Annotated in this window: 28 protein-coding genes; 13 read left to right on the top strand and 15 right to left on the bottom strand. The window is 67.9% G+C overall.

Annotated features, from left to right (window positions below; translation table 11 throughout):
* Nucleotides 1-4: 4 nt before the first annotated feature.
* Nucleotides 5-1,489, bottom strand: coding sequence for a CoA-acylating methylmalonate-semialdehyde dehydrogenase (locus ACP699_RS06535; RefSeq protein WP_055865043.1), 1,485 nt, complete (start codon nucleotides 1,487-1,489; stop codon nucleotides 5-7).
* A gap of 102 nt (nucleotides 1,490-1,591) precedes the next feature.
* On the opposite strand from ACP699_RS06535, the gene ACP699_RS06530 reads away from it, so the two are divergent.
* Nucleotides 1,592-3,133 (top strand): PucR family transcriptional regulator ligand-binding domain-containing protein, encoded by a 1,542-nt coding sequence (locus ACP699_RS06530; RefSeq protein ID WP_426171544.1) that lies wholly within the window; start codon nucleotides 1,592-1,594, stop codon nucleotides 3,131-3,133.
* A gap of 33 nt (nucleotides 3,134-3,166) precedes the next feature.
* Here ACP699_RS06530 and ACP699_RS06525 read toward each other — a convergent pair whose 3' ends face one another.
* The 6 genes from ACP699_RS06525 to ACP699_RS06500 all read right to left on the bottom strand — a co-directional run bounded on the left by ACP699_RS06525 (nucleotide 3,167) and on the right by ACP699_RS06500 (nucleotide 9,159).
* On the bottom strand, nucleotides 3,167-4,561 hold the full coding sequence (locus ACP699_RS06525; protein WP_055873797.1) for an aspartate aminotransferase family protein: 1,395 nt from the start codon (nucleotides 4,559-4,561) through the stop codon (nucleotides 3,167-3,169).
* Nucleotides 4,558-5,025, bottom strand: coding sequence for an Lrp/AsnC family transcriptional regulator (locus tag ACP699_RS06520; RefSeq protein WP_017828874.1), 468 nt, complete (start codon nucleotides 5,023-5,025; stop codon nucleotides 4,558-4,560). The genes ACP699_RS06525 and ACP699_RS06520 overlap by 4 nt, the downstream gene beginning before the upstream one ends.
* A gap of 84 nt (nucleotides 5,026-5,109) precedes the next feature.
* Nucleotides 5,110-6,270: an acyl-CoA dehydrogenase family protein gene (locus ACP699_RS06515; RefSeq protein ID WP_426170121.1), complete on the bottom strand. Its 1,161-nt coding sequence runs from the start codon at nucleotides 6,268-6,270 to the stop codon at nucleotides 5,110-5,112.
* Nucleotides 6,267-7,025 (bottom strand): alpha/beta fold hydrolase, encoded by a 759-nt coding sequence (locus tag ACP699_RS06510; RefSeq protein WP_426170118.1) that lies wholly within the window; start codon nucleotides 7,023-7,025, stop codon nucleotides 6,267-6,269. The genes ACP699_RS06515 and ACP699_RS06510 overlap by 4 nt, the downstream gene beginning before the upstream one ends.
* A 56-nt stretch (nucleotides 7,026-7,081) precedes the next feature.
* Entirely contained in the window at nucleotides 7,082-7,999 is a 918-nt protein-coding gene (locus tag ACP699_RS06505) for a sugar kinase (RefSeq protein ID WP_426170115.1), read from the bottom strand.
* A complete protein-coding gene (locus tag ACP699_RS06500) occupies nucleotides 7,996-9,159 on the bottom strand; it encodes an MFS transporter (RefSeq protein ID WP_055865028.1) in 1,164 nt (387 codons plus the stop codon). The genes ACP699_RS06505 and ACP699_RS06500 overlap by 4 nt, the downstream gene beginning before the upstream one ends.
* Nucleotides 9,160-9,595: 436 nt before the next feature.
* Between ACP699_RS06500 and nrdH the strand changes: the two genes are divergently transcribed.
* From nrdH to ACP699_RS06470, 6 genes are all read left to right on the top strand, one after another.
* Nucleotides 9,596-9,829, top strand: a complete 234-nt coding sequence (gene nrdH, locus ACP699_RS06495) for a glutaredoxin-like protein NrdH (protein WP_017828869.1) — start codon at nucleotides 9,596-9,598, stop codon at nucleotides 9,827-9,829.
* A gap of 6 nt (nucleotides 9,830-9,835) precedes the next feature.
* Entirely contained in the window at nucleotides 9,836-10,270 is a 435-nt protein-coding gene (nrdI, locus tag ACP699_RS06490; protein ID WP_055865024.1) for a class Ib ribonucleoside-diphosphate reductase assembly flavoprotein NrdI, read from the top strand.
* Complete coding sequence (nrdE, locus tag ACP699_RS06485; RefSeq protein ID WP_426171542.1) at nucleotides 10,267-12,411, top strand: class 1b ribonucleoside-diphosphate reductase subunit alpha; 2,145 nt, start codon at nucleotides 10,267-10,269, stop codon at nucleotides 12,409-12,411. Before nrdI ends, nrdE begins: the two co-directional genes overlap by 4 nt.
* Before the next feature lie 47 nt (nucleotides 12,412-12,458).
* On the top strand, nucleotides 12,459-13,436 hold the full coding sequence (nrdF, locus tag ACP699_RS06480) for a class 1b ribonucleoside-diphosphate reductase subunit beta (protein ID WP_017828866.1): 978 nt from the start codon (nucleotides 12,459-12,461) through the stop codon (nucleotides 13,434-13,436).
* 250 nt (nucleotides 13,437-13,686) lie between these two features.
* Nucleotides 13,687-13,878, top strand: coding sequence for a hypothetical protein (locus ACP699_RS06475; protein ID WP_426170108.1), 192 nt, complete (start codon nucleotides 13,687-13,689; stop codon nucleotides 13,876-13,878).
* Between the two features lie 602 nt (nucleotides 13,879-14,480).
* Nucleotides 14,481-15,521 (top strand): hypothetical protein, encoded by a 1,041-nt coding sequence (locus ACP699_RS06470; protein WP_426170105.1) that lies wholly within the window; start codon nucleotides 14,481-14,483, stop codon nucleotides 15,519-15,521.
* Nucleotides 15,522-15,566: 45 nt separating this feature from the next.
* Here ACP699_RS06470 and ACP699_RS06465 read toward each other — a convergent pair whose 3' ends face one another.
* Complete coding sequence (locus ACP699_RS06465; protein ID WP_426170102.1) at nucleotides 15,567-16,178, bottom strand: flavodoxin family protein; 612 nt, start codon at nucleotides 16,176-16,178, stop codon at nucleotides 15,567-15,569.
* A 66-nt stretch (nucleotides 16,179-16,244) separates the two neighbouring features.
* Here ACP699_RS06465 and ACP699_RS06460 point away from each other — a divergent pair, with 66 nt between their 5' ends.
* Complete coding sequence (locus ACP699_RS06460) at nucleotides 16,245-16,472, top strand: hypothetical protein (protein ID WP_229778819.1); 228 nt, start codon at nucleotides 16,245-16,247, stop codon at nucleotides 16,470-16,472.
* A gap of 42 nt (nucleotides 16,473-16,514) precedes the next feature.
* Here the strand turns inward: ACP699_RS06460 and ACP699_RS06455 are convergent, their stop codons facing one another.
* The 3 genes from ACP699_RS06455 to ACP699_RS06445 are packed head-to-tail and all read right to left on the bottom strand — an operon-like array spanning nucleotide 16,515 to nucleotide 17,937.
* Nucleotides 16,515-17,117: a GNAT family N-acetyltransferase gene (locus ACP699_RS06455; RefSeq protein WP_055873748.1), complete on the bottom strand. Its 603-nt coding sequence runs from the start codon at nucleotides 17,115-17,117 to the stop codon at nucleotides 16,515-16,517.
* 8 nt (nucleotides 17,118-17,125) lie between these two features.
* Entirely contained in the window at nucleotides 17,126-17,515 is a 390-nt protein-coding gene (locus ACP699_RS06450; RefSeq protein WP_302793034.1) for an ImmA/IrrE family metallo-endopeptidase, read from the bottom strand.
* Between the two features lie 47 nt (nucleotides 17,516-17,562).
* A complete protein-coding gene (locus tag ACP699_RS06445; RefSeq protein ID WP_229778820.1) occupies nucleotides 17,563-17,937 on the bottom strand; it encodes a helix-turn-helix domain-containing protein in 375 nt (124 codons plus the stop codon).
* A gap of 115 nt (nucleotides 17,938-18,052) precedes the next feature.
* Between ACP699_RS06445 and ACP699_RS06440 the strand changes: the two genes are divergently transcribed.
* Genes ACP699_RS06440 through ACP699_RS06430 form a run of 3 tightly spaced genes read left to right on the top strand, consistent with a single transcriptional unit; the run spans nucleotide 18,053 to nucleotide 19,652 of the window.
* Entirely contained in the window at nucleotides 18,053-18,262 is a 210-nt protein-coding gene (locus tag ACP699_RS06440) for a helix-turn-helix domain-containing protein (protein WP_017828859.1), read from the top strand.
* 32 nt (nucleotides 18,263-18,294) lie between these two features.
* Complete coding sequence (locus tag ACP699_RS06435) at nucleotides 18,295-19,224, top strand: aldo/keto reductase (RefSeq protein ID WP_302793033.1); 930 nt, start codon at nucleotides 18,295-18,297, stop codon at nucleotides 19,222-19,224.
* Nucleotides 19,225-19,262: 38 nt separating this feature from the next.
* Nucleotides 19,263-19,652: a PLDc N-terminal domain-containing protein gene (locus ACP699_RS06430; protein WP_055873742.1), complete on the top strand. Its 390-nt coding sequence runs from the start codon at nucleotides 19,263-19,265 to the stop codon at nucleotides 19,650-19,652.
* On the opposite strand, the gene ACP699_RS06425 is transcribed toward ACP699_RS06430, so the two are convergent.
* Genes ACP699_RS06425 through ACP699_RS06415 form a run of 3 tightly spaced genes read right to left on the bottom strand, consistent with a single transcriptional unit; the run spans nucleotide 19,649 to nucleotide 21,934 of the window.
* Entirely contained in the window at nucleotides 19,649-20,635 is a 987-nt protein-coding gene (locus tag ACP699_RS06425) for an epimerase (protein ID WP_055873739.1), read from the bottom strand. The genes ACP699_RS06430 and ACP699_RS06425 overlap by 4 nt on opposite strands.
* Nucleotides 20,632-21,264, bottom strand: a complete 633-nt coding sequence (locus tag ACP699_RS06420) for a DUF4166 domain-containing protein (protein WP_055873736.1) — start codon at nucleotides 21,262-21,264, stop codon at nucleotides 20,632-20,634. Before ACP699_RS06420 ends, ACP699_RS06425 begins: the two co-directional genes overlap by 4 nt.
* A 52-nt stretch (nucleotides 21,265-21,316) precedes the next feature.
* Nucleotides 21,317-21,934 (bottom strand): TetR/AcrR family transcriptional regulator, encoded by a 618-nt coding sequence (locus tag ACP699_RS06415; RefSeq protein ID WP_055864956.1) that lies wholly within the window; start codon nucleotides 21,932-21,934, stop codon nucleotides 21,317-21,319.
* A gap of 108 nt (nucleotides 21,935-22,042) precedes the next feature.
* Here ACP699_RS06415 and ACP699_RS06410 point away from each other — a divergent pair, with 108 nt between their 5' ends.
* Entirely contained in the window at nucleotides 22,043-22,849 is an 807-nt protein-coding gene (locus ACP699_RS06410; protein ID WP_055873734.1) for a sugar phosphate isomerase/epimerase family protein, read from the top strand.
* Nucleotides 22,849-23,988, top strand: a complete 1,140-nt coding sequence (locus ACP699_RS06405) for a Gfo/Idh/MocA family protein (RefSeq protein WP_302793032.1) — start codon at nucleotides 22,849-22,851, stop codon at nucleotides 23,986-23,988. Before ACP699_RS06410 ends, ACP699_RS06405 begins: the two co-directional genes overlap by 1 nt.
* Nucleotides 23,989-24,045: 57 nt before the next feature.
* On the opposite strand, the gene ACP699_RS06400 is transcribed toward ACP699_RS06405, so the two are convergent.
* Nucleotides 24,046-25,044, bottom strand: a complete 999-nt coding sequence (locus ACP699_RS06400) for an NYN domain-containing protein (protein ID WP_055873726.1) — start codon at nucleotides 25,042-25,044, stop codon at nucleotides 24,046-24,048.
* Between the last annotated feature and the right edge of the window lies 1 nt (nucleotide 25,045).

The raw sequence follows: 25,045 nt of genomic DNA, 5'->3' as shown, positions 1-25,045 counted from the left end.
CCTGTCAGTGGTTGCTCGGGAAGCCGAGGTCGATCTGCGACGGGGTGTGGTCGGGCCAGCGGGTCGTGACGACCTTGGAGCGCGTGTAGAAGTGCACCGACTCGGGGCCGTAGATGTGGGAGTCGCCGAACAGCGAGTCCTTCCAGCCGCCGAACGAGTAGGCGCCGATCGGCACAGGGATCGGTACGTTGACCCCGACCATGCCGACCTCGATGTCGAACTCGTACTGACGGGCCGTGCCGCCGTCTCGCGTGAAGATCGCGGTGCCGTTGCCGTAGGCGTTCGCGTTCACGAGGGCTACCGCCTCGGCGTAGGTCTCGACGCGCACGACCGACAGCACCGGGCCGAAGATCTCGTCGTCGTAGACCTTCATGCCGGGGGCGACCTGGTCGATCAGGCTGACGCCGAGGAAGAAGCCCTCGGAGTCGAACTGCTTCTGCGTGCCGTCGACGACGACCGTCGCGCCCTCGGCTTCGGCGCCGGTGACATAGGAGGCGACCTTGTCGCGGTGCTCGCGGGTGATGAGCGGACCCATCTCGCTTTCGGCATCCGTGCCGGCGCCGATCTTCAGCCCGTCGATGCGCGAGGCGATGGCGGAGACCAGGTCATCGGCGATGTCGCCCACCGCGACCAGCACCGAGACGGCCATGCAGCGCTCGCCGGCGGAGCCGTAGGCGGCGGAGACTGCGGCGTCTGCGGCCGCATCGATGTCGGCGTCGGGCATGACGACCATGTGGTTCTTGGCGCCGCCGAGGGCCTGCACGCGCTTGCCGGCGGACGAGGCGCGCTGGTAGATCGAGCGGGCGATCGGGGTGGAGCCGACGAAGCTGACGGCGTCGACCCTGGAGGAGTCGAGGATCGCGTCCACGGCCTCCTTGTCGCCGTGAACGACGTTGAGCACGCCGTCGGGGAGACCGGCCTCGGTGAAGAGCTTCGCGAGCCACACCGCTGCGGACGGGTCCTTCTCGCTCGGCTTGAGCACGACCGTGTTGCCGCAGGCGATGGCCGAGGCCACCATCCACAGCGGCACCATCACGGGGAAGTTGAACGGGGTGATCGCGGCGACGACGCCGACCGGCTGCTTGACCGAGTGCACGTCGACACCGCGCGAGACCTGCTCGCTGCGCTCGCCCTTGAGAAGGTGCACGAGTCCGGCCGCGAACTCGACGTTCTCGATGCCGCGCGACACCTCGCCGGCGGCATCCGAGAGCACCTTGCCGTGCTCGGAGGTGACGATCGCGGCCAGCTCGGGCGTGCGCTCCTTCAACAGCTGGCGAAGGCGGAAGAACACGTCGGCGCGTTTGATCAGGCTCGTCTCGCGCCAGGCCGGCAGGGCGGCCGCAGCCGCGGCGATCGCGGTCTCCACCTCGGCCGCCGATGCGAAGGCGACCTGCTTGGACACCTGACCCGTTGCGGGGTCGAAGATCTGACCGGTGCGGGCCGCTTCGGCGGTCTCCGTGCCGTTGATGACGTGACGGACGATGTCCACGATGTTCCTCCGAGGGCTGAAGAATGCGGGGCTCGAACACTCTGACCGGTGTTCGATAGGCTTGTGCTCCTCAATGATCACAGAGCGAGGGAGCTGATCGTGATGTCAGAACGTCAGGACTTCCGCTTCATCCGGACAGATCGTCCGACACGCGGTGACGCACTCCTCACGGTCGCCGATGTGCTCGCAGAGCCCGTGCTGCAGGCGGGCGTTCCCGAGCTGATCGTCGGCGGCAGTGCGCTCGATGCCGCCGTGCGCTGGGTGCACGTGTCCGACAGCGCCGGTGTCGCCCGTCTGCTCGACGGCGGAGAGCTGCTGCTCAGCACCGGGGCCGGCTGGCCGACCGCTGCGGCGGAGCTGCGTGCTTTCGCCCAGGGACTGCACCAGGCCGGGGTCGCGGGCATCGTGGTCGAGCTCGGCTCCGGCCAGGCGCGCATCCCGGATGCCGTCGTCGAGGTGTGCGCGGAGCGCGGGCTCGCGCTGATCGCACTGACCAGCGAGGTCAAGTTCGTCGCTGTCACCGAGACCGTGCACCGCGCGCTGATCGCCGCGCAGACCATGGCGCTGCGCGAACGCCAGCACCTGCACGAACTCTTCACGGCGCTGAGCCTGCGGGGAGCCCCGGCCGATGTCGTCGTCGCCGAGACGGCGCGGGCGCTCGGCGCACCCGTCGTGCTGGAGAACCTGGCGCGGGAGGTGATAGCGCACGAGACCCTGCGGATGCCGGTGGCCCAGGCACTGGGAATGCTGCGCTCCGCCGACCGCGTGCCGGTGCAGGCGCGCGGCGTGCGGTGGGGGACCCTGCTCGCGCTCCCCGGACCCGCGCATCCGGCCGGCCGGCTCACCGTGCTCGAACAGGGGGCCACGGCCCTCGCCTTCGGGTGCCTCGCGGACGGCGGTGATTCCGAGTGGTCGCTGCTGGCACAGCGCGGCCTCATCGACGACCTGCTCGGCGCGCGGTTCGCGAGTCCGGATGACATCGAGGCCCGCCTCGCGGCTAGCGGCTTCCTGCTCGCGGGGCGGCACTGCCACGGCATCGTGGCACGTGGCACGGAACCTGCGGTGCACCTTGCGCACCGCGCGGCGCAGCTCGGGGTCGCGGTGGTCGCCGCGCGGGTGGGTGACGACGATGTCGCACTGCTGTCGCTGCCGGCATCCGTTCCGCTGTCGGATGCGCTCGTCGCGAGCCTCGTCGGTCCTGACCGCACGGTCTTCGTCGGGCCCCCTGCGGAGGAGGTGCTGGGTCTGCTCGCCTCGCTGCGGGCCGCGCGCGATCTGGCGGCCAGCGACCGTTCGGATGGCGGTCCGCGCGTGCGGCGCGTGGACGACCGTCCGCTCGAGCGCTTCGTCGCCTCGTTGCGCGACGACCATCGCCTGCTCGCACACAGCGAGCGGATGCTGGCGCCGCTCGTGACGCACGACCGCGAGCGCCGTGGCGACCTGCTCGATGTGCTGGCGGCGCTCGTGGCGCACCCCGGCAACCGCTCGGCAGCCGCAGCCGCGAGCCACCTCTCACGCTCCGTCTTCTACCAGCGACTCACGCTGATCGGCGACCTGCTCGATGTCGACCTCGACGACGGGGAGACCCTCGCCGCACTCCACCTCGCGCTGCTGGCGAAGCGGAGCGCGGCGCCGGTCGTGTGACCTTCGCGCCGCGCAGTGCCGTATCCGCGACGGTCAGAGGACCGACTGCGCGCGCGTGAGCACATCCCGCAGGATCTGCTCGATCTCGCGGAACTCCGAAGGCCCGACGGTGAGCGGCGGTGCGAGCTGGATCACGGGGTCGCCGCGGTCATCCGCACGGCAGTACAGACCGGCTTCGAACAGGGCGGGGGAGAGGAAGCCGCGCAGCAGCCGCTCCGACTCGGCGTCGTCGAAGGTCTCCTTGGTCGCCTTGTCCTTCACGAGCTCGATGCCGAAGAAGTATCCGTCGCCGCGCACATCGCCGACCAGCGGCAGATCGAGCAGCTTCTCGAGCTCGGAGCGGAACAGCGGAGAGTTCTCACGCACGTGCGCGTTCAACCCCTCCTCGTCGAAGATCGCGAGGTTCTCCAGCGCGACCGCGGCCGAGACCGGGTGTCCGCCGAAGGTGTAGCCGTGCGGGAAGGACATGTCGCCCTTCGAGAAGGGCTCGTAGATGCGGTCGCTGATGATCGTCGCCCCGATGGGGGAGTAGCCGCTCGTCATGCCCTTGGCGCACGTGATCATGTCGGGCACGTAGCCCAGGCCCGTGCACGCGAACGTGTGTCCGAGGCGGCCGAAGGCGCAGATGACCTCGTCCGAGACGAGCAGCACGTCGTGGCGGTCGCAGATCTCGCGCACGCGGGCGAAGTAGCCGGGAGGGGGCGGGAAGCATCCGCCGGAGTTCTGCACGGGCTCGAGGAAGACCGCGGCCACGGTGTCGGCCCCTTCGAAGAGGATCATCTCCTCGATGCGGTCGGCCGCCCACCGGCCGAAGGCCTCGAGGTCATCGGCGGGCCCGCCCATCTCGGCCGCGCGGTAGAAGTTGGTGTTCGGCACGCGGAAGCCGCCGGGGGTGACCGGTTCGAACATCGACTTCATCGCCGGGATGCCGGTGATCGCCAGAGCGCCCTGCGGGGTGCCGTGGTACGCCACCGCGCGCGAGATGACCTTGTGCTTGGCGGGCTTTCCCTGCAGCTTCCAGTAGTGCTTGGCGAGCTTGAAGGCGGTCTCGACCGCCTCGCCGCCACCGGTGGAGAAGAAGACCTTGTTCAGGTCGCCGGGTGCCTCGTCTGCGAGGCGGTCGGCCAGTTCGATCGCCGCCGGGTGCGCATACGACCACAGCGGGAAGAACGCCAGCTCGGACGCCTGTGCCGCCGCGGCCTCTGCCAGTCGTCGCCGACCGTGGCCGGCGTTCACGACGAAGAGTCCGGCGAGGCCGTCGAAGTACTCCTTGCCCTTGGCGTCCCAGATCCGATGACCCTCGCCCTTGACGATGATGGGCACACCAGACTCGGCCATCGTGGACTGCCGGGTGAAGTGCATCCAGAGATGATCCTTCGCCATCGTCTGCAGCTCGGATTCCGACGGGATGGTGCGTGCGATGCTCATCTGGTCCCCCAGTTGTAGAGCTGCTTCTGCAGCTTGGCGTATATGAAGGTTTCGGTGGAGAGGACGCCCTCGATCGGGCGGATGACGTCGTTGATCAGTGCGAGCAGGTCGTCATCGTCCTCGCAGACCACCTCGGCGAGGACGTCGAAGGAGCCGACCGTGATGACGACGTAGTCCACGGCGTCGATCGCGGCGATCGCCTCGGCGACGCGGCGGGCATCGCCGGACACGCGCACGCCGATCATGGCCTGGCGATGGAAGCCCAGCTGCATCGGGTCGGTGACGGCGACGATCTGCATGACACCGGACTCGGTCAGCCGCTGCACCCTCTGGCGCACGGCCGCCTCGCTCATCCCGACGGTGCGGCCGATCTCGGAGTAGGAACGACGGCCGTCCTCTTGGAGCAGCTCGACGATCGTCTTCGAGACCGCATCGAGGGAAGGGTGCTTCTTCGCCGGACTCATGGTGCGATCCTCGCACTCCACGATGCTCTCGGCAACCGATTTCGCAGAATATGGCCATTCGTCCAGCGGAATCGGCAGAAAAACTCAGCTTTCGAGAGGGCCCAGCCACGCGCTCGCCGCGGTGGCGTGCGCGGATTCGGGGTCGGAGGGGTGGAACGCCCCGGCCAGCACGTCGCGGTAGAGGCGGGAGAGCTCGTTGGCGGAGAAGTACGACCCGCCGCCGGCGACGAGCATCGCCTCGTCGACGACATGCTTGGCCATCGTGATCGCGCGGTGCTTGACGCCGGAGAGCAGCGGGAACCACCGCGCGCCGTGATCGACACGGTCGTCCACATCGCTTGCGAGCGCGGCGATCTGCGGCGGCAGTGCGTCGTAGGCGATCGCCATGTCGGCGATGCGCCAGCGGATGTCGGGATCCTGGCTGTAGGCGAGACCCGTCTTCTTCGAGTGCCGCTTCTGCGCCGTCGTGACGGCGAGTTCCAGTGCTCGGCGGGCGATGCCTGTGTAGACGGACGCGAGCAGGATCTCGAAGACCGAGAAGATGCCGAACACGATGGGGTCGGGGCTGGGGCCCGGGTCGATACGGCGCACCACGTGCGCGGCATCGGCGACGGCGCCGTTCAGCCGCGTGGTGCGACTCTGCGTGCCGCGCATGCCGAGGGTGTCCCAGTCGTCGGAGGTGGTGACCGCATTCGTCCGCTCGATGAAGGCGAACACGAGCTGGGGCGCGTCGGGGCTCGTGGTGTCGAGCCCGTGCAGGCCCAGTCGCGTCCACACCGGGGCGAGGGAGGTGAAGATCTTGGTGCCGGTGAAGGAGTAGCCGCCGTCGCCATCGGGCACGGCTGCGGTGTCGCTGCCGAACAGCACCAGGTCGTTGCCGCCCTCGCTGATGCCGAAGGCGAAGACCTCGCCCGCGACCGCCCCGTCCTGCACGAACTCCAGTCCGGGTACGCCGCGGTCGGAGAAGACCTTGGCGACGCCCGTCCACACGAGGTGCATGTTGACGGCCAGGGCGGTCGCCGGTGCGGCACCCGCGAGACGCTGCTGCAGGATCGCGGCTTCGGCGAGTCCGAGTCCGGCGCCCCCGCGCGCGGTCGGCACCAGGATCGACAGGTATCCCGCGGCCCGCAGCTCGTCCAGGTCCTGCGCGGGGAAGGTGTTCTCGCGGTCATGGATCGGTGCGCGCTCGCGGATGCGCTCGAGAAGGTCGTCGGGGAGGAACTTCGCGGGATCGAACGTGCTCATGCCAGTGCCTCCAGAAGCTGACGGACGGATTCCTCCGGGCGATCGCGGTGCAGGGAGTGCCCCGCGCCCTCGACGACCGACAGGGAGATCAAGGGGTTCGCGGCGAGGACCTTGTCGGCGAGAGCACCCGTGAAGATGCTGTAGACAGCGGGGTCGGCGCCGATCACGTGCGTGGGCACGCGCAGCCGCGCGGCCTCGGCGCGCACGTCCCACGGCTGGTTCTGGGCGCTGGTCTGCTCCACGGCCCAGGCGCTCGCGCGCAGGACGGCGTCGACCTTGAGCTCCTGATCCTGCGGATGCCAGTGCGGATGCTCCTGCTGCACGACCTCGAGCCGGGTGTCGGCGAATGCGCGCTCCTGGCTGCGGCGGACGATCGCCGCATCGCGTCCGTCCACGTGGATAGCGGGATCGATGAGCACGAGACGCCGCGTCCATTCCGCAGTGGATGCTGCGGCGACCGTGCTGGCGGCGCCGCCGAGCGAGTGGCCGATGACTGCGTCCCACGCGCCGCCCCCTTCGGGGAGCGTGACGGCGAGGTCGGCACCGTATGCGGCGACCGAGTAGTCCAGGGAGCGCGGCGCGTCGCCGTGACCTCGCAGATCCACGGCTGTCGCCTGCCATCCCGCATCGGCGAGAGCGTCGCCGAGACGCCACATCAGAGCGCCGGACGACCCGAGGCCGTGAACCAGAAGCGCTCGCCGGGATGCCGACGGGGAACCCCACGAGATACGGGGCAGAGTGAGCGGTGCGGGCATGGCACCAGCCTACGACCGGGGGAGCGGGGTCGTCCTGGCGGGGGAGCCCGCGGCGTTCAGCTGAGCGTCACCAGCGGCGGAAGATCGGCGGCGATCGTCAGCACGCGCCCGGCGGCCGCGTGGCCGGCGGACAGGCATGCGGCGAGGTCGGCTCCCTCGAGGGTGGCCGCCAGGAATCCGGACGCGAACGCGTCGCCTGCGCCGACCGGTTCGACGACGTCGACCACGGGGGCGGGGACGAACACCGGTTCGGCGTCGCCGTCGAAGGCGGTGGCGCCGACGTCGCCGTCCTTGACGACCAGCAGCGCGCAGTTCGGGAGGAACGCGCGGATCTCGGCCGGCGTCGCCGTGCCCCAGATGCGTTCGGCCTCGTCGCGGCCGACGAAGGTGATGTCCGCGGCGTCCGCGAGGCGGGCGAGAGTCTCGGCCGCCTCCTGCGTGCTCCACAGCGGACGACGGTCGTTCACGTCGAACGACACGAGAGCGCCTGCCGCGCGTGCGTCGTTGAAGAGCCGATCCACCATCTCACGACACGACGCGGAGAGCGCGGGGGTGATCCCGGTGGTGTGCACGATCCGCACGCCCCGGAGCTGCGCGGTCGTGAGGAATCCCGGCTCCATGCGGGAAGCAGCTGATCCCTGACGGTAGTAGTAGACGGAGGACGACTCCGCTCCCGGATCCTTGAACATGACGCCGGTCGGCGCGGTGGCATCGCGGTCGATCCACAGCTCCACGCCTCGGTGCTCGAGCTCGGTGGCCACGCGGTCGCCGAGGGGGTCAGCGCCCAGACGCGATGCCCAGGCGACGCGGTGCCCGGTGGAGGCTGCGCCGGCAGCCACGTTGGACTCCGCGCCGGCGAGACCGATCGTCGCCGCGGCGGCATCGGCCAGCCGGGCGTCCGTCGGGGTGATCAGCGCCATGGTCTCGCCGATGCAGACGATCTCGGGGGCAGAGGTCGAGGAGGAGGAGCTCATGAGGGGGTGACCGCCAGGGGTTCGGTGTCGGGATGCGGGCTCGCGTCGCGGTGACGCAGGTCGGGGAAGGAGCGGACGAAGACGACGGCGACGAGGAGCCCGACCGCGGCGAAGATCGTGGCGGCGAGGTAAGCACCGCGCCAGTCGCCGACATCGACGAGGAAGCCGGCGACGGCGGATCCTGCCGCGGCGCCGATGAGCTGACCGGTGCCTGCCCATCCGAACGCCTCAGCGGTCTCGCTGAACTTCACGCTGGCCGAGGTGATGGCGAAGAGCACGGCGAGAGCGGGGGCGATGCCGATGCCGGCGAGGATCAGGGTGCCGCCCAGCCAGAAGACGTTGAGCATGACCATCGTCAGGCCGAGCCCGATCGTCACGATCAGCAGGCGGCGCGCCATGGCCCACGGCCCGATGGGGATGTGTCCGAACGCCAGACCGCCGGCGAGGCTTCCGGCCGAGAACACGGCGAGCACGAGACCGGCGGCGAGGCTTCCGTGCTCGAACGTCGCGACCACGCCGACCTCCACGGCGGCGCAGGCCCCGATCAGGAGGAACCCGATCACGGTCGCCAGCAGCACGGGCGGCTTGAGCACGACCTTGCCGAGAGCGTTGCGACTGCGCGGGATGCGCACGCGCCCGACCTCGGGGGAGAGGATGAACCACGCTCCGCCGCCGACGAGGATGATCGCCACCAGCAGCAGTCCCTCCGCGGTGCCGATCTGAGTGGAGACGAGCGTGATCACGACGGGGGCCAGCACCCAGATGATCTCCTGCAGCGAGGCGTCGAGGGAGAACAGCGGAGTGAGGTTCGACGAGTTCACGAGCTTGGGGTAGATCGTGCGGACCGCGGCCTGGACCGGCGGAGTGGAGAGGCCCGCGACCATCCCGAGCGCCATGTACCCCGGTACTTCGAGCGGGAGCAGGGCGAGGCACAGCACCGCCACGACGCACACCGACAGGGTGAGGGTGATCACGCGACGCATGCCCCAGACGCCCATCCACCGGCTGGTGATGGGGCCGGCGATCGCCTGCCCCACACTGGTCGCGGCGAGCACCAGACCGGCAGATCCGTAAGACCCCGTCTGCTGCTCGACATGCAGCAGGATCGCCAGCGACATCATCCCGTTGGGGAAGCGCGCCGTCAGCTGAGCAGCGATCATGCGCGCCACTCCCGGCGTGCGAAGAAGATCCCGATATCCCGCCACCAGACAACGGTACCGGCACCCGGCGGGGAGCGTCGAAGCGGCTACGGATGCGACACGCCGCCGACACGCCGAGAGAGAGTTTCCACAGGTCTCGGAATGTCCGAAGCCCCTCGTATGGTCGCCCTTGTGGACAGATCGCTCACGGGTGCTTCCCAGCCGCGATTTCCTGCGGTTCGAGTGTCCCCGTACGGGGTCTCTGCCTGTGGAAGAAACGGTGGAGAACCTGTGTTGTATCTGTAGAGAGCGGTGGATAACTACAAGGATGTAACTACTACCCCTTGTGGTCGCCCCCAATGTCGGTCCCCATATGTAGTATTGAAGTCCCGGCAGGGGTCTACCGGGAAACAGCCTGATGAGAAGCAGGCCAGAGATTTGAGGGGTTACGAAAAAGATGTCGATCACGGTCTACACAAAGCCTTCCTGCGTTCAGTGCAACGCCACCTACCGTGCCCTGGATGCCAAGGGCATCGAGTACGAGATCCTCGACCTGTCGGAAGACCCGACGGCGCTCGAGCAGGTCAAGGCGCTCGGCTACATGCAGGCACCCGTCGTCGTCACCGACGAGGGTCACTGGTCGGGCTTCCGTCCCGACAAGATCGACGAGCTCGCCTCCCGTCTGGCGTGACGCCCCATGAGCGCCGTCGCGACCGCAGCGCCGCTCCTGATCTACTTCTCGAGCGTCTCGGGTAACACCGCGCGGTTCATCGAGAAGCTCGGGCTCCCGTCCCGACGCATCCCCCTCCACCGGCACGAAGAAGACCTCGTCATCGACGAGCCCTTCGTGCTGGTCACCCCCACCTACGGCGGGGGAGCAGGGCGCGGCGTCGAGAAGGGCGCCGTTCCGAAACAGGTGATCCGGTTTCTCAACGACGAGCGTAACCGGCGCCACATCCGCGGCGTGATCTCCGCGGGCAACACCAACTTCGGCGAGGCGTTCTGCCTCGCCGGCGACATCATCAGCCGCAAGTGCAACGTGCCTCACTTGTATCGGCTCGAGATCTTCGGCACACAAGACGATGTGGATCGCGTGAGCGACGGATTGGAACGACGGTGGCAGCTTCAGTGACCGAGACAGCGGCATTCAAGGCGAACCCCTCCTATGAGGGTCTCGACTATCACGCCCTCAACGCGATGCTCAACCTGTACGACGCGGACGGCAAGATCCAGTTCGACGCCGACAAGCGCGCCGCACGGGAGTACTTCCTGCAGCACGTGAACCAGAACACGGTGTTCTTCCACTCGCTCAAGGAGCGCCTGGACTACCTCGTGGAGAAGGAGTACTACGAGGGTGCCGTCATCGAGAAGTACTCGATGGACTTCATCCAGAAGCTCAACGACCTCGCCTACGGCAAGAAGTTCCGCTTCGAGACCTTCCTCGGCGCATTCAAGTACTACACGAGCTACACGCTCAAGACGTTCGACGGCAAGCGCTACCTCGAGCGCTTCGAGGACCGCGTCGTCATGACCGCCCTCGGACTCGCAGACGGCGATGAGAAGCTCGCCGTCGCCCTCGTCGAGGAGATCATCTCCGGCCGCTTCCAGCCGGCCACCCCGACCTTCCTCAACGCCGGCAAGGCGCAGCGCGGCGAACTCGTCAGCTGCTTCCTGCTGCGCATCGAAGACAACATGGAGTCGATCGCCCGCGGAATCAACTCCGCCCTGCAGCTCTCCAAGCGCGGCGGCGGCGTCGCCCTGCTGCTGTCGAACATCCGCGAATCGGGTGCGCCGATCAAGCAGATCGAGAACCAGTCCTCGGGCATCATCCCGGTGATGAAGCTCCTCGAAGACAGCTTCAGCTACGCCAACCAGCTCGGTGCGCGTCAGGGCGCCGGCGCGGTGTACCTCAACGCCCACCACCCCGACATCATGCGCTTCCTCGACACCAAGCGCGAGAACGCCGACGAGAAGATCCGCATCAAGACGCTGTCCCTGGGCGTCGTTGTGCCGGACATCACGTTCGAGCTCGCCAAGAACGACGAGGACATGTACCTGTTCTCGCCGTACGACGTCGAGAAGGTCTACGGCGTTCCGTTCGGCGACATCTCGGTCACCGAGAAGTACCGCGAGATGGTCGACGACCCGCGCATCAAGAAGACCAAGATCAACGCGCGCGAGTTCTTCCAGACCGTCGCCGAGATCCAGTTCGAGTCCGGCTACCCGTACGTCATGTTCGAGGACACGGTGAACAAGGCCAACCCGATCAAGGGTCGGATCAACATGTCCAACCTCTGCAGCGAGATCCTGCAGGTGAACACGCCGACCACGTACAACGCCGACCTGTCGTACGACAACATCGGCAAGGACATCTCCTGCAACCTCGGCTCGATGAACATCGCGCTGTCGATGGACGCCGACGACCTCGGACAGACCGTCGAGACGGCGATCCGCGCCCTCACCGCGGTGAGCGACCAGAGCCACATCGGCTCGGTGCGCTCGATCGAAGACGGCAACGACCGCTCTCACGCGATCGGCCTCGGCCAGATGAACCTGCACGGCTACCTCGCTCGTGAGCACGTGTACTACGGCTCCGAAGAGGGCATCGACTTCACGAACATCTACTTCTACACGGTGCTGTTCCACGCGCTGCGTGCGTCGAACAACCTCGCCATCGAGCGCGGCACCACGTTCGACGGGTTCGAGGACTCGACCTACGCATCGGGCGAGTTCTTCGACAAGTACATCGACCAGGCCTGGGTCCCCGCGACCGAGAAGGTCAAGGAGCTCTTCGCCGGCAAGCACATCCCGACGCAGGACGACTGGGCTGAGCTGAAGGCGTCGATCCAGAAGCACGGCATCTACAACCAGAACCTGCAGGCCGTGCCGCCGACCGGTTCGATCTCGTACATCAACAACTCGACGTCGTCGATCCACCCGATCGCGTCGAAGATCGAGATCCGCAAGGAAGGCAAGCTCGGTCGCGTCTACTACCCGGCGGCGTTCATGACGAACGACAACCTGGAGTACTACCAGGACGCGTACGAGATCGGCTACGAGAAGGTCATCGACACGTACGCCGCGGCCACGCAGCACGTCGACCAAGGCCTGTCGCTGACGCTGTTCTTCAAGGACACCGCCACCACGCGTGACATCAACAAGGCGCAGATCTACGCATGGCGCAAGGGCATCAAGACGATCTACTACATCCGCCTGCGTCAGCTGGCGCTCGAGGGCACCGACATGGCCGAGTGCGTCTCGTGCATGCTCTGACCTGCTGTTGACCTGAGAACTCTGAATCCCGAGAAACGACGAAGAAAATGACTCCCGAAAGACTCAAGCTGGTCTCCAGCGTGCAGGCGATCAACTGGAACCGCATCCAGGACGACAAAGACCTCGAGGTCTGGAACCGTCTGGTGAACAACTTCTGGCTGCCCGAGAAGGTGCCGCTGTCGAACGACGTGCAGTCGTGGAACACGCTCACCCCCGACGAGCAGCTGCTCACCATGCGGGTGTTCACCGGTCTCACGCTGCTCGACACGATCCAGGGCACCGTGGGCGCGGTGTCGCTGATCCCCGACGCGATCACGCCTCACGAAGAGGCCGTTTACACGAACATCGCGTTCATGGAGTCGGTGCACGCGAAGAGCTACTCCTCGATCTTCTCGACGCTCGCGTCGACGAAGGAGATCGACGAGGCGTTCCGCTGGTCCACCGAGAACCCGAACCTTCAGAAGAAGGCTCAGATCATCATGGACTACTACCAGGGCGACGACCCGCTCAAGCGCAAGGTGGCCTCCACCCTGCTGGAGTCCTTCCTGTTCTATTCGGGCTTCTACCTGCCGATCTACTGGTCCTCGAAGGCGAAGCTGACGAACACGGCCGACCTGATCCGCCTCATCATCCGTGACGAGGCCGTGCACGGCTACTACATCGGCTACAAGTTCCAGAAGGGCCTCGAGAACGAGACCCAGGAGCGCCGCGATGAGCTCAAGGACTACACGTTCTCGCTCATGTACGAGCTCTACGACAACGAGGTGCAGTACACGCAGGACCTCTACGACGGCGTCGGTCTGACCGAAGACGTCAAGAAGTTCCTGCACTACAACGCCAACAAGGCCCTCATGAACCTGGGCTACGAGGCGATGTTCCCCTCCAGCGTCACGAACGTGAACCCGGCGATCCTGTCGGCGCTCTCGCCGAACGCCGACGAGAACCACGACTTCTTCTCGGGGTCGGGCTCGTCGTACGTGATCGGCAAGGCCGAGGCCACGGAAGACGACGACTGGGACTTCTGAAATCCTCGATCAGCGATGAATATCTGTCAGGGGGTGAAGATGAGCAGCGATGGGATCTCGCTCGAGTGGAGGGCAGCGCGCGACACCCGTGCCCACGTTTTGCCCACGCTTCATCGACATGAAGTCGGCGCGACGGGGACGTCGCGCTCCTTGGCAACCGGACTGAGGGGTCCCCACGCATCTGTGGGGACCCCTCCTCTTTGTCGTGCCGGCGCCGGCACACGATCACAGGGAGAGGAGGTGAAGGAGTATGACCATGCATATGCCGATGGGTCCCGATGGGGCCTGGAAGACGGGTCAGCGGGTTCCGTTCGACGGAGACTGGGCCGACCAGTACGGAATCGTCACGCGCCACGAGCGCGGAGCTACGTTCCCGCCGTGCATCGACCGCAAGGGAGAATGCGCGTACCGCTACCTGGTCGAAGCTGTTGCTGCAGCTTGATCTGGTGAACCTCTAGGAAAGGCACAGGCCCCCGACTTCGGTCGGGGGTCTTTGTTGTTGGCGGTCAGATCCCCTGCGGTCGATCACAACGAGAACAACACCAATGATGCGCCAGGTATGCCCGGCTTTGCAATACCGATGGATCAACGGCGTGTCACGAGACTGCCGTCGCTCGCGCAGCGCTCATCGCCTGCGCCACGGCCTCTAGACCATCGTCGAACAGGTCGGCGTAGACGTCGTGATGTCCGTCGCGGGCGGGCGAGTCGACTGTCTGCCCACGTATTGCCCACGTTTTGCCCACACGCGTTCCATTTTCACCCATCGCTTCCCGACGCTTCCGCCGCGAGATATCAGGCATATGCACCACCGACAAGCTGAGGAAACGAACCACGACTTCTTCTCGGGGTCGGGCTCGTCGTACGTGATCGGCAAGGCCGAGGCCACAGAAGACGACGACTGGGACTTCTGAGTCCGTCGCGTCGGCACCGGATTCGCTGACGTATCAAAGGCTCCGGCCGGCTGCTCACCACGAGCGGCCGGCCGGGGCCTGCATTTGTCTCCCGGAGCGCGTGGACACCCCGCCCGGACTTAGAATCATCCCGATGACCGAGGAGACCGCCGCCGAAGCGCGCGTTCGCGTGAAGGTGACGCGGACGCTCGTGCGCACCCCACTGGTCGTGGGCACGGTGCTGCTGCTCGCGGCCATCGGCTTCACGCTCCTGGGCGACGACCTGAGCATCTTCCCGTTCCTGCTCATGCTGGTCGGGGGCTGGTTGTTCGGCTTCGCGTTCGTGAACGCGACGCTGGGCATGGTGCCGACTCGCAACGGCGCGATTCTGCATCTCGGCGTCGCCATCGTGCTCGGAGCCGTCCTGGCCTTCGTGGTCGAGTTCGGGGGAGATCTGATCGAGCCGTTCCCCGACGAGGTGCGCGGCATCGCCGTGGTGCTGCAACTCGCGGCCATCCCGGCGACCGGCTGGATCTGGCTCGCGCTCATCTCTCGGGTCACGGATCTCTTCGGGCGCAGAGACGCGAAGAAGAGGCCGTCGCCGGTGGCACCGGAGTGGGAACGGGAGGAGAGCGGCGACGGGTCGATCGTGCGCTTCCCCGCCGTCGAGCTGCGGCTGCGCACCCTCACGCAGGCGATCGTCGGGATCACTGCGGTCGGCGGGCTGCTCGGTGTCGCACTCGTGATCGCGCTCGACGACATCGTGATGCGGATGGGGCCTCGGATGATGATCCTCTTCCTGGGTATCACGGTCGCGCTTCCGGTGTATCTCGTGTTCACGGCGATCCTGCGTCGGCGAACAGTGCCCTGCACGGTCGCCTTCGGGAACGACGAGCTGCGTGTGGGAGTGGGGGACGAGCTGCACAGGCTCCCGTTCCGGGAGCTCGAGTTCCTGCGCTGGCGGTGCCGCAGCGACTACGCGCGCATCGAGGTGCGCGGCGCCGGTGCCGATCTGTCGCTCTTCGCCGGGCTCGCCAAACCGCCCCGCGGCTTCTCCGCCGAGCTTCCCGCCCTGCCCCGCCGGGTCTATCGACGTCTGGAGCTCGCAGGATTCACGCTCGAGAAAGCGCGCAGGGGCGAGGTCATCACCTTCCGCGGGCCCTCAGAGCCTGCCTCGCGCGCCCCTGCGCACTGACCGGGTGTCGGCGGCCGGCACTCGACCTCGACGCGTTGCCCCAGCTCACTCCGCCGGGTATCCGTGCGCCGCGAGCAGCCGCGCCAGGTGCGCGGCGTTCCTCGCGGCCGTCTCGATCGCGGAGGCGACCTTCTCGGGTGTCTCGTCGAGATCCTTGTAGTCGGTGGTGTGCATCGCCTCGCCGTTCCAGTAGACCGAGCTCTGGGCGGGAACCGTGAAGCCGACGTCGTTCAGCGACTGGAAGAGGATCGCGGCGATGTGATGGGCCCCGTCTTCGTTGCCGACGATGCCCGCGATGGCCACCTTGTCGAACAGCGTGGGTCGTCCGTCAGCATCCGTCTCGCCGAGTTCTGCATCGAGGCGTTCGAGCACACGTTGCGCGACGCTCGAATGCTGCCCCATCCAGGTGGGGGTGACGAAGATGAGGATGTCGGCGTCCAGCACCTGCTCACGGATGCGCGGCCACTCGTCGTCGCCGCCCATGTCCTTCTCGACTCCGGGGTTGAGGGAGAGATCCACGGCGCGGACCAGGTCTCCGGTGACGCCGTGCGCGGAGAGGGCTTCGAGCAGCTGCGTCGCGAGGAGATCGGAGCTGGAGGCTGCGGGTGACGGCTTCAACGTGCACGACACGGCGACAGCAGTGAGTGGTGTCTTCATGCTCAGAGCAGACCAGACGACGACGAACGTGCACAGGGGGTTTCCGAGTCCGGGCTATCCTGGTAGATGGCACCGACGACAGGAGATCCCGTGATCCTCAGCTTCCTCTTCTTCATGATCCTCTTCATCGGAGGGATCCTGCTGATGGGCATCTCGTTCGGGCTGCCCGCGTTCCAGGCGATCGCATTCTGCGGGGGGCTCCTTCTGGTCACGCTGGCCATGGCCTTCCTCCTCCGCCAGGGCGGCACCGCCACCCGTCGGTCGAACAACTGGTCGGGCAAGGCCGCCGAGTGACTCATCGCGGTCTGCGCGTCGCGCCGCGGCGCGTCTGACCGCTCACCGTCGTCTGGCGAGCCGCGCTTCGAGGTTCGCCCTGACTGCGGGCCACTCCGGCTCGATGATCGAGTACTCCACGCTGTCGCGCAGCGCGCCGTTGCGGTACCGGCTCATCGCCCGCATCACGCCGTCCTGCTTGGCCCCGAGGCGCTCGATCGCGGCGCGCGACTGGAAGTTCACCCACTGCGTCGTCAGGCCGACTCGGAACACCCCGAGCGTCTCGAACGCATGCCGCAGCAGCAGCAGCTTGGATTCGGCGTTGGTACCGGTGCCGTGCGCGGAGGGGCGGTTCCAGGTGAAGCCGATGTGCAGACGAGGCACATCGGCGACGATGTCGTAGTACGACGTGAGCCCCAGGATGCGGCCGGACGCGTCGAAGGCCGTGAACGGGACCATCTCGCCCTTCTCGATGAGTCCGATCCGTCGCTCGACCTCTGCCGCCACCCCGTCCGGTGAGGGCACCGAGGTGTACCACGCCGTCTTCCACAGATCGTCCTCCTGTACGGCCTCGATCAGTCCCTCGATGTGCGAGCGATCGAGAGGGCGCAGTTCGACGAGTCGGCCGGTGAGGGTGACGGGGGAGGGCGTGACGAGGAAGGCCATGTCGATATTCAACCAGCGACGAGCAGCGTCTGACGCAACAGGCGCTGATAGGCCACGACCAGCTCGATCGTGACATCCATCTCGAAGGCGAGGCTCGCCAGATGCGGTCCCCGAACCTCCTCCGCCTCGGCGTAGGCGCGCGGGGTGATCAACCGGGATGCCGCCCATTCGTCTGCCTGGCGCTCCTGAAGCGCACGGATGGCGGGGGTGGGCGCGGGGAGATGGCCGAGGCAGACGTGACCGAGTTCGTGGGCGAGGACGCTGCGAGTCGTGCGCGCGCTCATCCCGGGGCTGAGGCGGATCGTGCGCGTCACGGGGTCATAGCCCCCGCGCGTGCGGCCGACCCGTTCGACGACGCGCACCCCCTGCTCGTCGGCGAGGCGGAGGAGGTGCTGCATGGTCCCCCTCCTCGTGCCGGTCTCTCGCTCCGGGGCGGAAGCCCGGCCTATTCGTAGAGGTCGTCGGTGTCGGCATCGTGCCTGACGCCGGATTCGAAGGCGACCTCTCGGGTATCTTCGCGCGGGCCGGCGACATCGGGTGCGCGGCGGATCGGCGTGATGCGCGCGGTGGCATCGCCGTCTGCGCGCAGCCGCTCTTCTGCGCGGGCGAAGAGCACGTGGGGCTCGACGCCGAGGTCGGCGCAGACCGCGTAGACGACGGGGACCGGGATCGCGCGCTTGCCCGTCACGTAGTTGTCGAGAGCGCTCCGGGCGATCCCGATGCTGCGCGCCATCGCTGCGATGCTGCTCCGTGACGCGGCGATCTCCGCGCGCATCTGGCGACCGACAGCGTCGTTGAACTCCTCGGCAGGTGTCTTCACCTGGCTCACCATAGCAGCGTGACGACTCCAGAATGCCGCCATTCTGGCCCATTCGAGCCCCATGCGCGTCTGTTCGTGGCGCTAGTGTATGCATATGGGGACAGAATTACGTCATTTGCTAGCATCTGAGGTCGACGGGGCGCGGTTCCACGCGGGGGTGTCCTTCTCCGAGCTGTCCGAGCGCTCGGGTATCGGGCCCGACGCCTTGGGAAATCTGCTCGACGGCATCGACGACTTCACGGTCGTCGACCTCGCGCGCATCGCCGAGGTCCTCGGCGTTCCTGTCACCGCTCTGCTCCCCGGTGCGGTGCCCGACGACTCCTGACGCCGTCGGCGCCGGAGGGTAGCGTTGTGCGCATGAAGACAGTGTCGTTCGGATCAGCCACCGCCCCCGCCGTCATCGTCGGAATGATGCGCATCGACGACAAGGACGACGCTCACATCCGCACGCTGTACGAAACCGCCCGCACCGCCGGTATCGACTTCTTCGACCACGCCGACATCTACGGCGGGAGCATGCATCACTGCGAGGCGCGGTTCGCCGATGCGCTGCAGCTCACCTCTTCCGAGCGCGACGAGATCGTCCTCCAGACGAAGTGCGGCATCGTGCCGTCGCAGGGGATGTTCGACTTCTCGTACGCGCACATCGTGGCGCAGGTCGAGGGATCGCTCGCAGCCCTGCGGACCGACCGCCTCGACGTGCTCCTGCTCCACCGCCCCGACGCCCTCGTCGAGCCCGAGGAGGTCGCTCGCGCCTTCGACGATCTGGAGAGCGCGGGAAAGGTGAAGGCGTTCGGCGTCTCCAACCACACGCCGCGCCAGATCGACCTCCTCCGCACGGCGGTCCGGCAGCCGCTGGTCGCGAATCAGCTGCAGTTGTCGATCACGCACGCGCCGATCATCGCGCAGCCGGTCGCGGCCAACATGGCCGGGCACGCGCAGAGCGTCGTGCGCGACGGCGGAGGCATCGTGGAGTACTGCCGGATCAACGGCATCACGATCCAGGCCTGGTCGCCGTTCCAGGACGGCTTCTCCCACGGCGTGTTCCTCGGCAATCCCGAGTACGCAGAGCTGAACGCCGTGATCGATCGCCTCGCGGCGGCGCACGACGTGACACCCATCGCCATCGCGACCGCCTGGATCACCCGCCACCCCGCGGGCATGCAGGTCGTCCTCGGCACCACGACGCCGCAGCGGGTGCAGGACGCGGCGGCCGGCGCCGACATCGAGCTCACCCGCCCCGAGTGGTACGAGCTGTTCCGCGCCGGCGGTCACCTGCTTCCGTAGCCCGAGCGGTATGCCGCGGCGTCGTCTACCCTGAATCCATGGCGTTCCTGTTCTCGCTCCTCGTCATCGCCCTGATGATCGGCGCGCTGATCGACATCATCACGCGGGACAGCTCGCTGGTGAAGTTCCTGCCCAAGCTGGCATGGATCATCATCGTCATCCTGCTGCCGCTGATCGGCGGCCTGCTGTGGTTCGGGCTCGGTCGCGAGTACGGCGAGTCCGGCATCCAGATGCCGCGGATGCGCAGAGCGGAACGCCCGGCGGCGCCGACCGACGTGCGTCCGGCCCCGCCGAGGGACACCAGGACGACCGAGCAGCAGATCGCCGACCTCGACCGAGAGATCGAGGAGTGGCGGCTGCGCCAGGAGATCGAGAAGAACCGCGGGACCGACGGCGAGGGTTCGAGCGGACCTGCGGGCTCCGCCTAGGCGACGGACTCGGCCTCAGCGACCTGCGAGCGGTCGAACGACTCGCGGATCGCGTCTTCGAGCGTCGGGTACCGGAACTCGAACCCGGCCGCGGCGAGCTTCTCCGGCAGCACCCACCGGCTCTTCAGGATCAGCTCGGTCTCGGTGCGCATGCCGATCGCTCCGAGCTCCAGCATCCATCGCGGCATCGGCACACCGACACGCACGCCCAGGACGCGGCGCACCGTCGCCATGAACTCGGCGTTGTCGACGGGGTGCGGCGACGCGGCGTTGACCGGACCGTCCAGCGACGGAGTCTGCTCGAGGAACTCGATGATGCGGGCGACGTCTTCGATGTGCACCCAGCTGAAGCGCTGGCGGCCCCGACGCGCACCGGGGAGATGACCGGTTCCTGCCGCCCGTCGTGCCGCGCTGACCGGCCAACGTCCGTCGTACTGCGACCCGCCGAGCCCGAACCGCGCGAGCTTCTCCACGGGACCGAGCACGCCCCCGTGGCCGAGGACGATCGTGCTGCGCAGGGCGACGCGGCGGGTGGAGGGCAGCTCGTCGGCGAACAGCGCCTTCTCCCATGCCTTCGCGACCTCGACCGAGAACCCGGTGCCGATCTCTCCGGTCGACTCGGTCATCGGGCGGTCTTCGGCGTGACGGTAGATGGTCGCCGTCGAGGAGTTCACCCAGAGCGCGGGAGGGGCCGACGCACGCCGGATGGCGGTGCTCAGCGACGCCGTGGTGTCGAGGCGGGAGCGGAAGATCTCGGCGCGGTTCTCCGGCGTGTAACGGCAGTTGACGCTCTTGCCGGCGAGGCCGATCACGAGGGCCGCACCATCGACGGCGCGGTCGATCTCGACCTGATCGCCCCAGCGGATGTCGGCACCCGAACGGGAGATCGTGACGACCTCGCGACCCTCGGCGCGGAATCTCGGCAGGAGGAAGCGGCCCATGAATCCGGTGGATCCGCCGATGACGACCCGTCCTGCGCTCATGTGGTCTGCTCCTTCTCGGAATGGTGGATGCGATAGGTGAAGTCGCCCCGGTACTCGTACACGCGGCCGAGGAACGGCGCGTCGACGGTCAGGGCCATGCGCTGCCGATCGAGGGCATCGTCGAAGCGCTCGGTGAGGCGGATGAGGGGAGCGATGGGCGCGGGGATGCGCATCCGGAGGCGTCCGAGGCGCAGGCCGACCGCGCGGCTGACGAGGTGCAGCGCGCCCTGGTGCACCTCGACGTCGAAGCACGCGGCGACCAGGCCCGGCTCGCCCAGCTCGTCGACGACGCGGCCGTGTCGTGTGAGCGCCGCCGCATCGCGCATGGTCCACGGTCCGCGGTCGAAGTGGAAGGTGCGTTCGCCGATGGCCCTGGAGGCGATCGTGCGGTTCTCCACGCGGAACGGCACGTCACTCTCCCAGACCGCGGCGACCACGCCCCGGCGCTCGAGGAGACGGAGGAACGGCCACAACCATCGTCGCGGGGTGCCGACGCGCTGGAACACGCCCTCGCCGATGCCCACTGCGCCATCGGGGATCGCCTCGAAGTACGCGCGCAGCCGCGGGTGCAGGTCATCGATGCGCTCGCCCAGCGCCCTGGCGTACGGGGACTGCGGCGGGGGCGTCACTCTTCGAGCCTAGCCCTGTCGTCGGCGCCTCCCCTCCGCACCGGCGGAGCCCTCAGGAGGCGGGTCGCAGCAGCCGGTCGAGGAGGGCGAGCGCCTCGTGCTGAGGGGCGGTCTCGTCGAGCAGCCATTGCGTCTGGAGGCCGTCGGAGGCCGCCACGACGAGGGCGGCGACCGCGTCTGGATCGATGTCGTCGCGGATCCTGCCCTCGTCCTGCTGATGCCGGACGATGTCGGCGAGTCGGGCGCGGAGGCGGGTGAACCGACCGGTCGCGAACGTGCGCGCCGCCGGGTGCCCTTCCTCGAGCGCCGTGGCGACGAGGGTCGAGTACAGCTGCACGAGTCCCGGGATCGCGCGGTTGATGCGCGCGGACTCGATCATCATCTCCACCGGCGTCGCATCCTCCGCGGGCGCGCTGGGCTGTCGGGCCGGCACCGTGCTCTCCTCGTAGACGGCCACGAGAAGCTCTTCCAAGGAGCCGAAGTAGTGGGTGAGAGCCGCGTGGGTGACGCCCACCTCGCGGGCGATCGCCCGCAGGCTCGTGCGATCGGCGCCGCGCTCGGCGAACACCTCGATGGCGCGATCGAGGATCTCCTGTCGTCGAGCGATCCCCTTGGCGTAGGTGCCGCGCTGTCGCGACGGCTCGGCGGGCTCGGACGTGTCGGCGGGCATGAGGGGAGTCTAGCGAACCAAAACTTCCGCATGGAGGTATTTGGTGATAGCGTGCCTGCACGGGACAGCGGTCCCGCCACGTCACCGATGACCGAAGGAGCACGACCGATGACGATTCGGACTTCCCTGCAGCTGTTCACGATCAAGGACGAGCTGGAGGCCGACCTCGAATCCTCCCTCGCGGCGGTGGCCGCCCGTGGCTTCACTGCGGTCGAGCCCTACGACTTCGTCCGCCGCGCCGAGCCCCTCGCCGCGGCGCTGACCGCCGCCGGTCTGGTCGCCCCTTCCGGCCACGCCTTCCTGGCGTCTTCGTCGTTCGTGAACCCCGACGGCAGCGGCACCACGGTGCCCGTGCCGACCCCGGCCGAGGTCTTCGCCGCGGCGAAGGTGCTGGGCATGGACACCGTCATCGACCCGTACACGGAGCCCGCGCGCTGGGAGTCGGTCGAGCAGATCGAGGAGACCGCGCGGCTGCTGAACGAGGCCGCCGAGGTCGGGGCCGGCGTCGGCGTGCGCGTCGGATATCACAACCACGCGCACGAGCTGGAGGCCGTGTTCGACGGCGTCACCGGACTCGAGATCCTCGCCGGTCTCCTCGACGAGCGCGTCGTGCTCGAGGTCGACCTGTACTGGGTGGCTCGTGGCGGCGTCGACCCCGTCGCGCTGCTCGGACGTCTGGGCAGCCGCGTGATCGCCGTGCACGCGAAGGACGGCACTCTCGACCCCGCACTCGCCGGTGCCTACCCGCCCGCAGACCAGGTGCCGGCAGGAGACGGCTCGGTGCCGCTCGTCGAGGCCATCGCTGCGGCCCCCGCGCTCGAACTCGCGATCGTGGAGTTCGACCACTACGAGGGCGACCTGTTCGACGCCATCGAGCGCAGCCGGGTCTACCTCGACGAGAAGGTCGCCGGCTGATGGCGATCGGTGCAGGACCCGTCGGCGTCGGCATCATCGGCGCCGGGAACATCAGCGACCAGTACCTGTCGAACCTCACCACGTTCCCCGACGTGCGAGTCCTCGCGATCGGCGACCTCCTCGAGGAGCGTGCCAAGGCGCAGGCCGAGAAGTACGGCGTCCCGCGCTCCGGCGGCGTGGACACGGTTCTCGGCGACCCGGAGATCGACATCGTCGTGAACCTCACCATCCCGGCCGTGCACGTCGAGGTCTCCGAGGCGATCATCGCGGCGGGCAAGCACGTGTGGACCGAGAAGCCGATCGGCGTCGACCGCGAGGAGTCCCGTCGACTGCTCGAGAACGCGGATGCGGCCGGTCTCCGTGTCGGCGTCGCCCCCGACACCGTGCTCGGACCCGGCGTGCAGACGGCGAAGCGTGCCATCGCGCGCGGCGACATCGGTCGTCCGCTGTTCGCGCAGACCACGTTCCAGTGGTCGGGGCCGGAGATCTTCCACCCGAATCCCGCGTTCCTGTACGCCAAGGGCGCGGGCCCCCTGCTCGACATGGGTCCCTACTACGTGTCGGCCCTCGTGCACGTCTTCGGTCCGGTCTCCTCGGTGGCCGCACTCGGGCTGCAGGGCACGCCCACCCGTCGCGTGCAGGTCGGCGAGCTGGCCGGTCAGGAGTTCCCGGTCGAGATCCCCTCGACGCTGAGCGTGCTGATGGACTTCGAGCAGGGCGGCCAGGCGCAGAGCGTCTACAGCACCGATTCGCCCGTCATCCGGCAGGGGATCGTCGAGATCACCGGCACAGAGGGCACCATCGTGATCCCGGACCCGAACACATTCGGCGGCGCGATCTCGATCACCCGACCGCTCACGCGCCTGTTCATCCCGCCGGAGCCGATCGAGCAGGAGGTCATCGACGTCGAGCAGGAGGGCGTGCTCTCCGGTCGCGGCGTGGGACTGCTCGACATGGCGCGCGCGATCGCCGCCGGCCGTCCGCACGTGGCCACGGGAGAGTTCGGCTACCACGTGCTCGACACGCTGCTCTCGATCGAGGAGGCCGCGGAATCGCGCCGCTTCGTCGAGGTCGAGAGCACGCTCGATCAGGTCGGCTCCATCGCCGGTGACTTCGACCCGTTCGAGGCCACCCTCTGATAGGCCCTCGTGGCGGCGGAGGCGCGGATCGACGCGCCTTCGCCGCCACAGTGCTGATCAGGCGGCGGGCTCGCGCAGGCGGACCAGCCGCTCGTGCCCGGTCTCCTCGAGCTCGGCGATGTCGTCGCGCGACTTCAGGAAGTCGGAGAACGAGCGGTAGCCCAGGGCCTTCTCGCTGAACGAGGGGTCCATGCGGCGCATGTGCGTCTTGACGGCGGAGCTGTGCAGCCACTCGTCGGCGTCGGCCTTGTCGTGACCGAGGCGCAGCGCGCGCTCCAGCAACTGCGTCGCCACCTCCTGGTCATCGACCTTGTCCTCGACCCGGGGCTCTTCCACCTTGGGCGCGGGCTTGGAGCGCGTGCGCTTGGAAGCGGTCTTCGGCTTCGATGCAGTCCCCGCAGCGGTTTCGGCGACGGCGTCGGCGACCGGGGCAGGCGGCTCCACCACGGCCTGGGTCTTCGCGGCGGCGACCGGTGCGGCCTTCACCGGGCGGACGACGCCGGGCAGCGAGTCGTACGACTCGAACTCGTCGCACGCTGCGGCCAGCGACTTCGCGGTGGAACCCGACACCCCGACGCCGATCACGTAGCGACCGAGCCGCTTGCAGCGCTGGGCCAGCGGCACGTAGTCGCTGTCGCCGGCCACGATCACGACATGCGTGAGATCGGGGAGTCGGAACATGTCCTCGACCGCGTCGACGGCGAGGCGGATGTCGGCACCGTTCTTCGCGTAGGCGGCCGCCGGGAACAGCTGCACGAGGTCGACCGCACGGGCCACGAGCTGTGAGCGGTACTCGGCGTTCACCGGGGAGGACCAGTCTGCGTAGGCCCGGGTGAGCACCAGTGTGCCGAAGGAGGCGGCGTAGTCGATGATGGCGCCGACCTCGATCATCGCGCGGCTCAGCCGGTCGGTGACCTCCGGATCGTTCGGGTTCTCGCTGATCCGCTGGCGGTCCTTGCCGTAGGCGTTGCGTCCGTGGACGCGGTCGTACCAGGAGATGACGATGTTGTCGAAGTCGAGATAGACGGCGACGCGGGCATCGGTGGCCTCAGCCATG

The organism is Microbacterium sp. DWRC1-3 (assembly GCF_049896645.1).
Lineage (GTDB): Bacteria > Actinomycetota > Actinomycetes > Actinomycetales > Microbacteriaceae > Microbacterium > Microbacterium maritypicum.
Note: the sequence above shows the minus strand (reverse complement) of the source record. Positions and strands in the feature narration are given on the sequence as shown.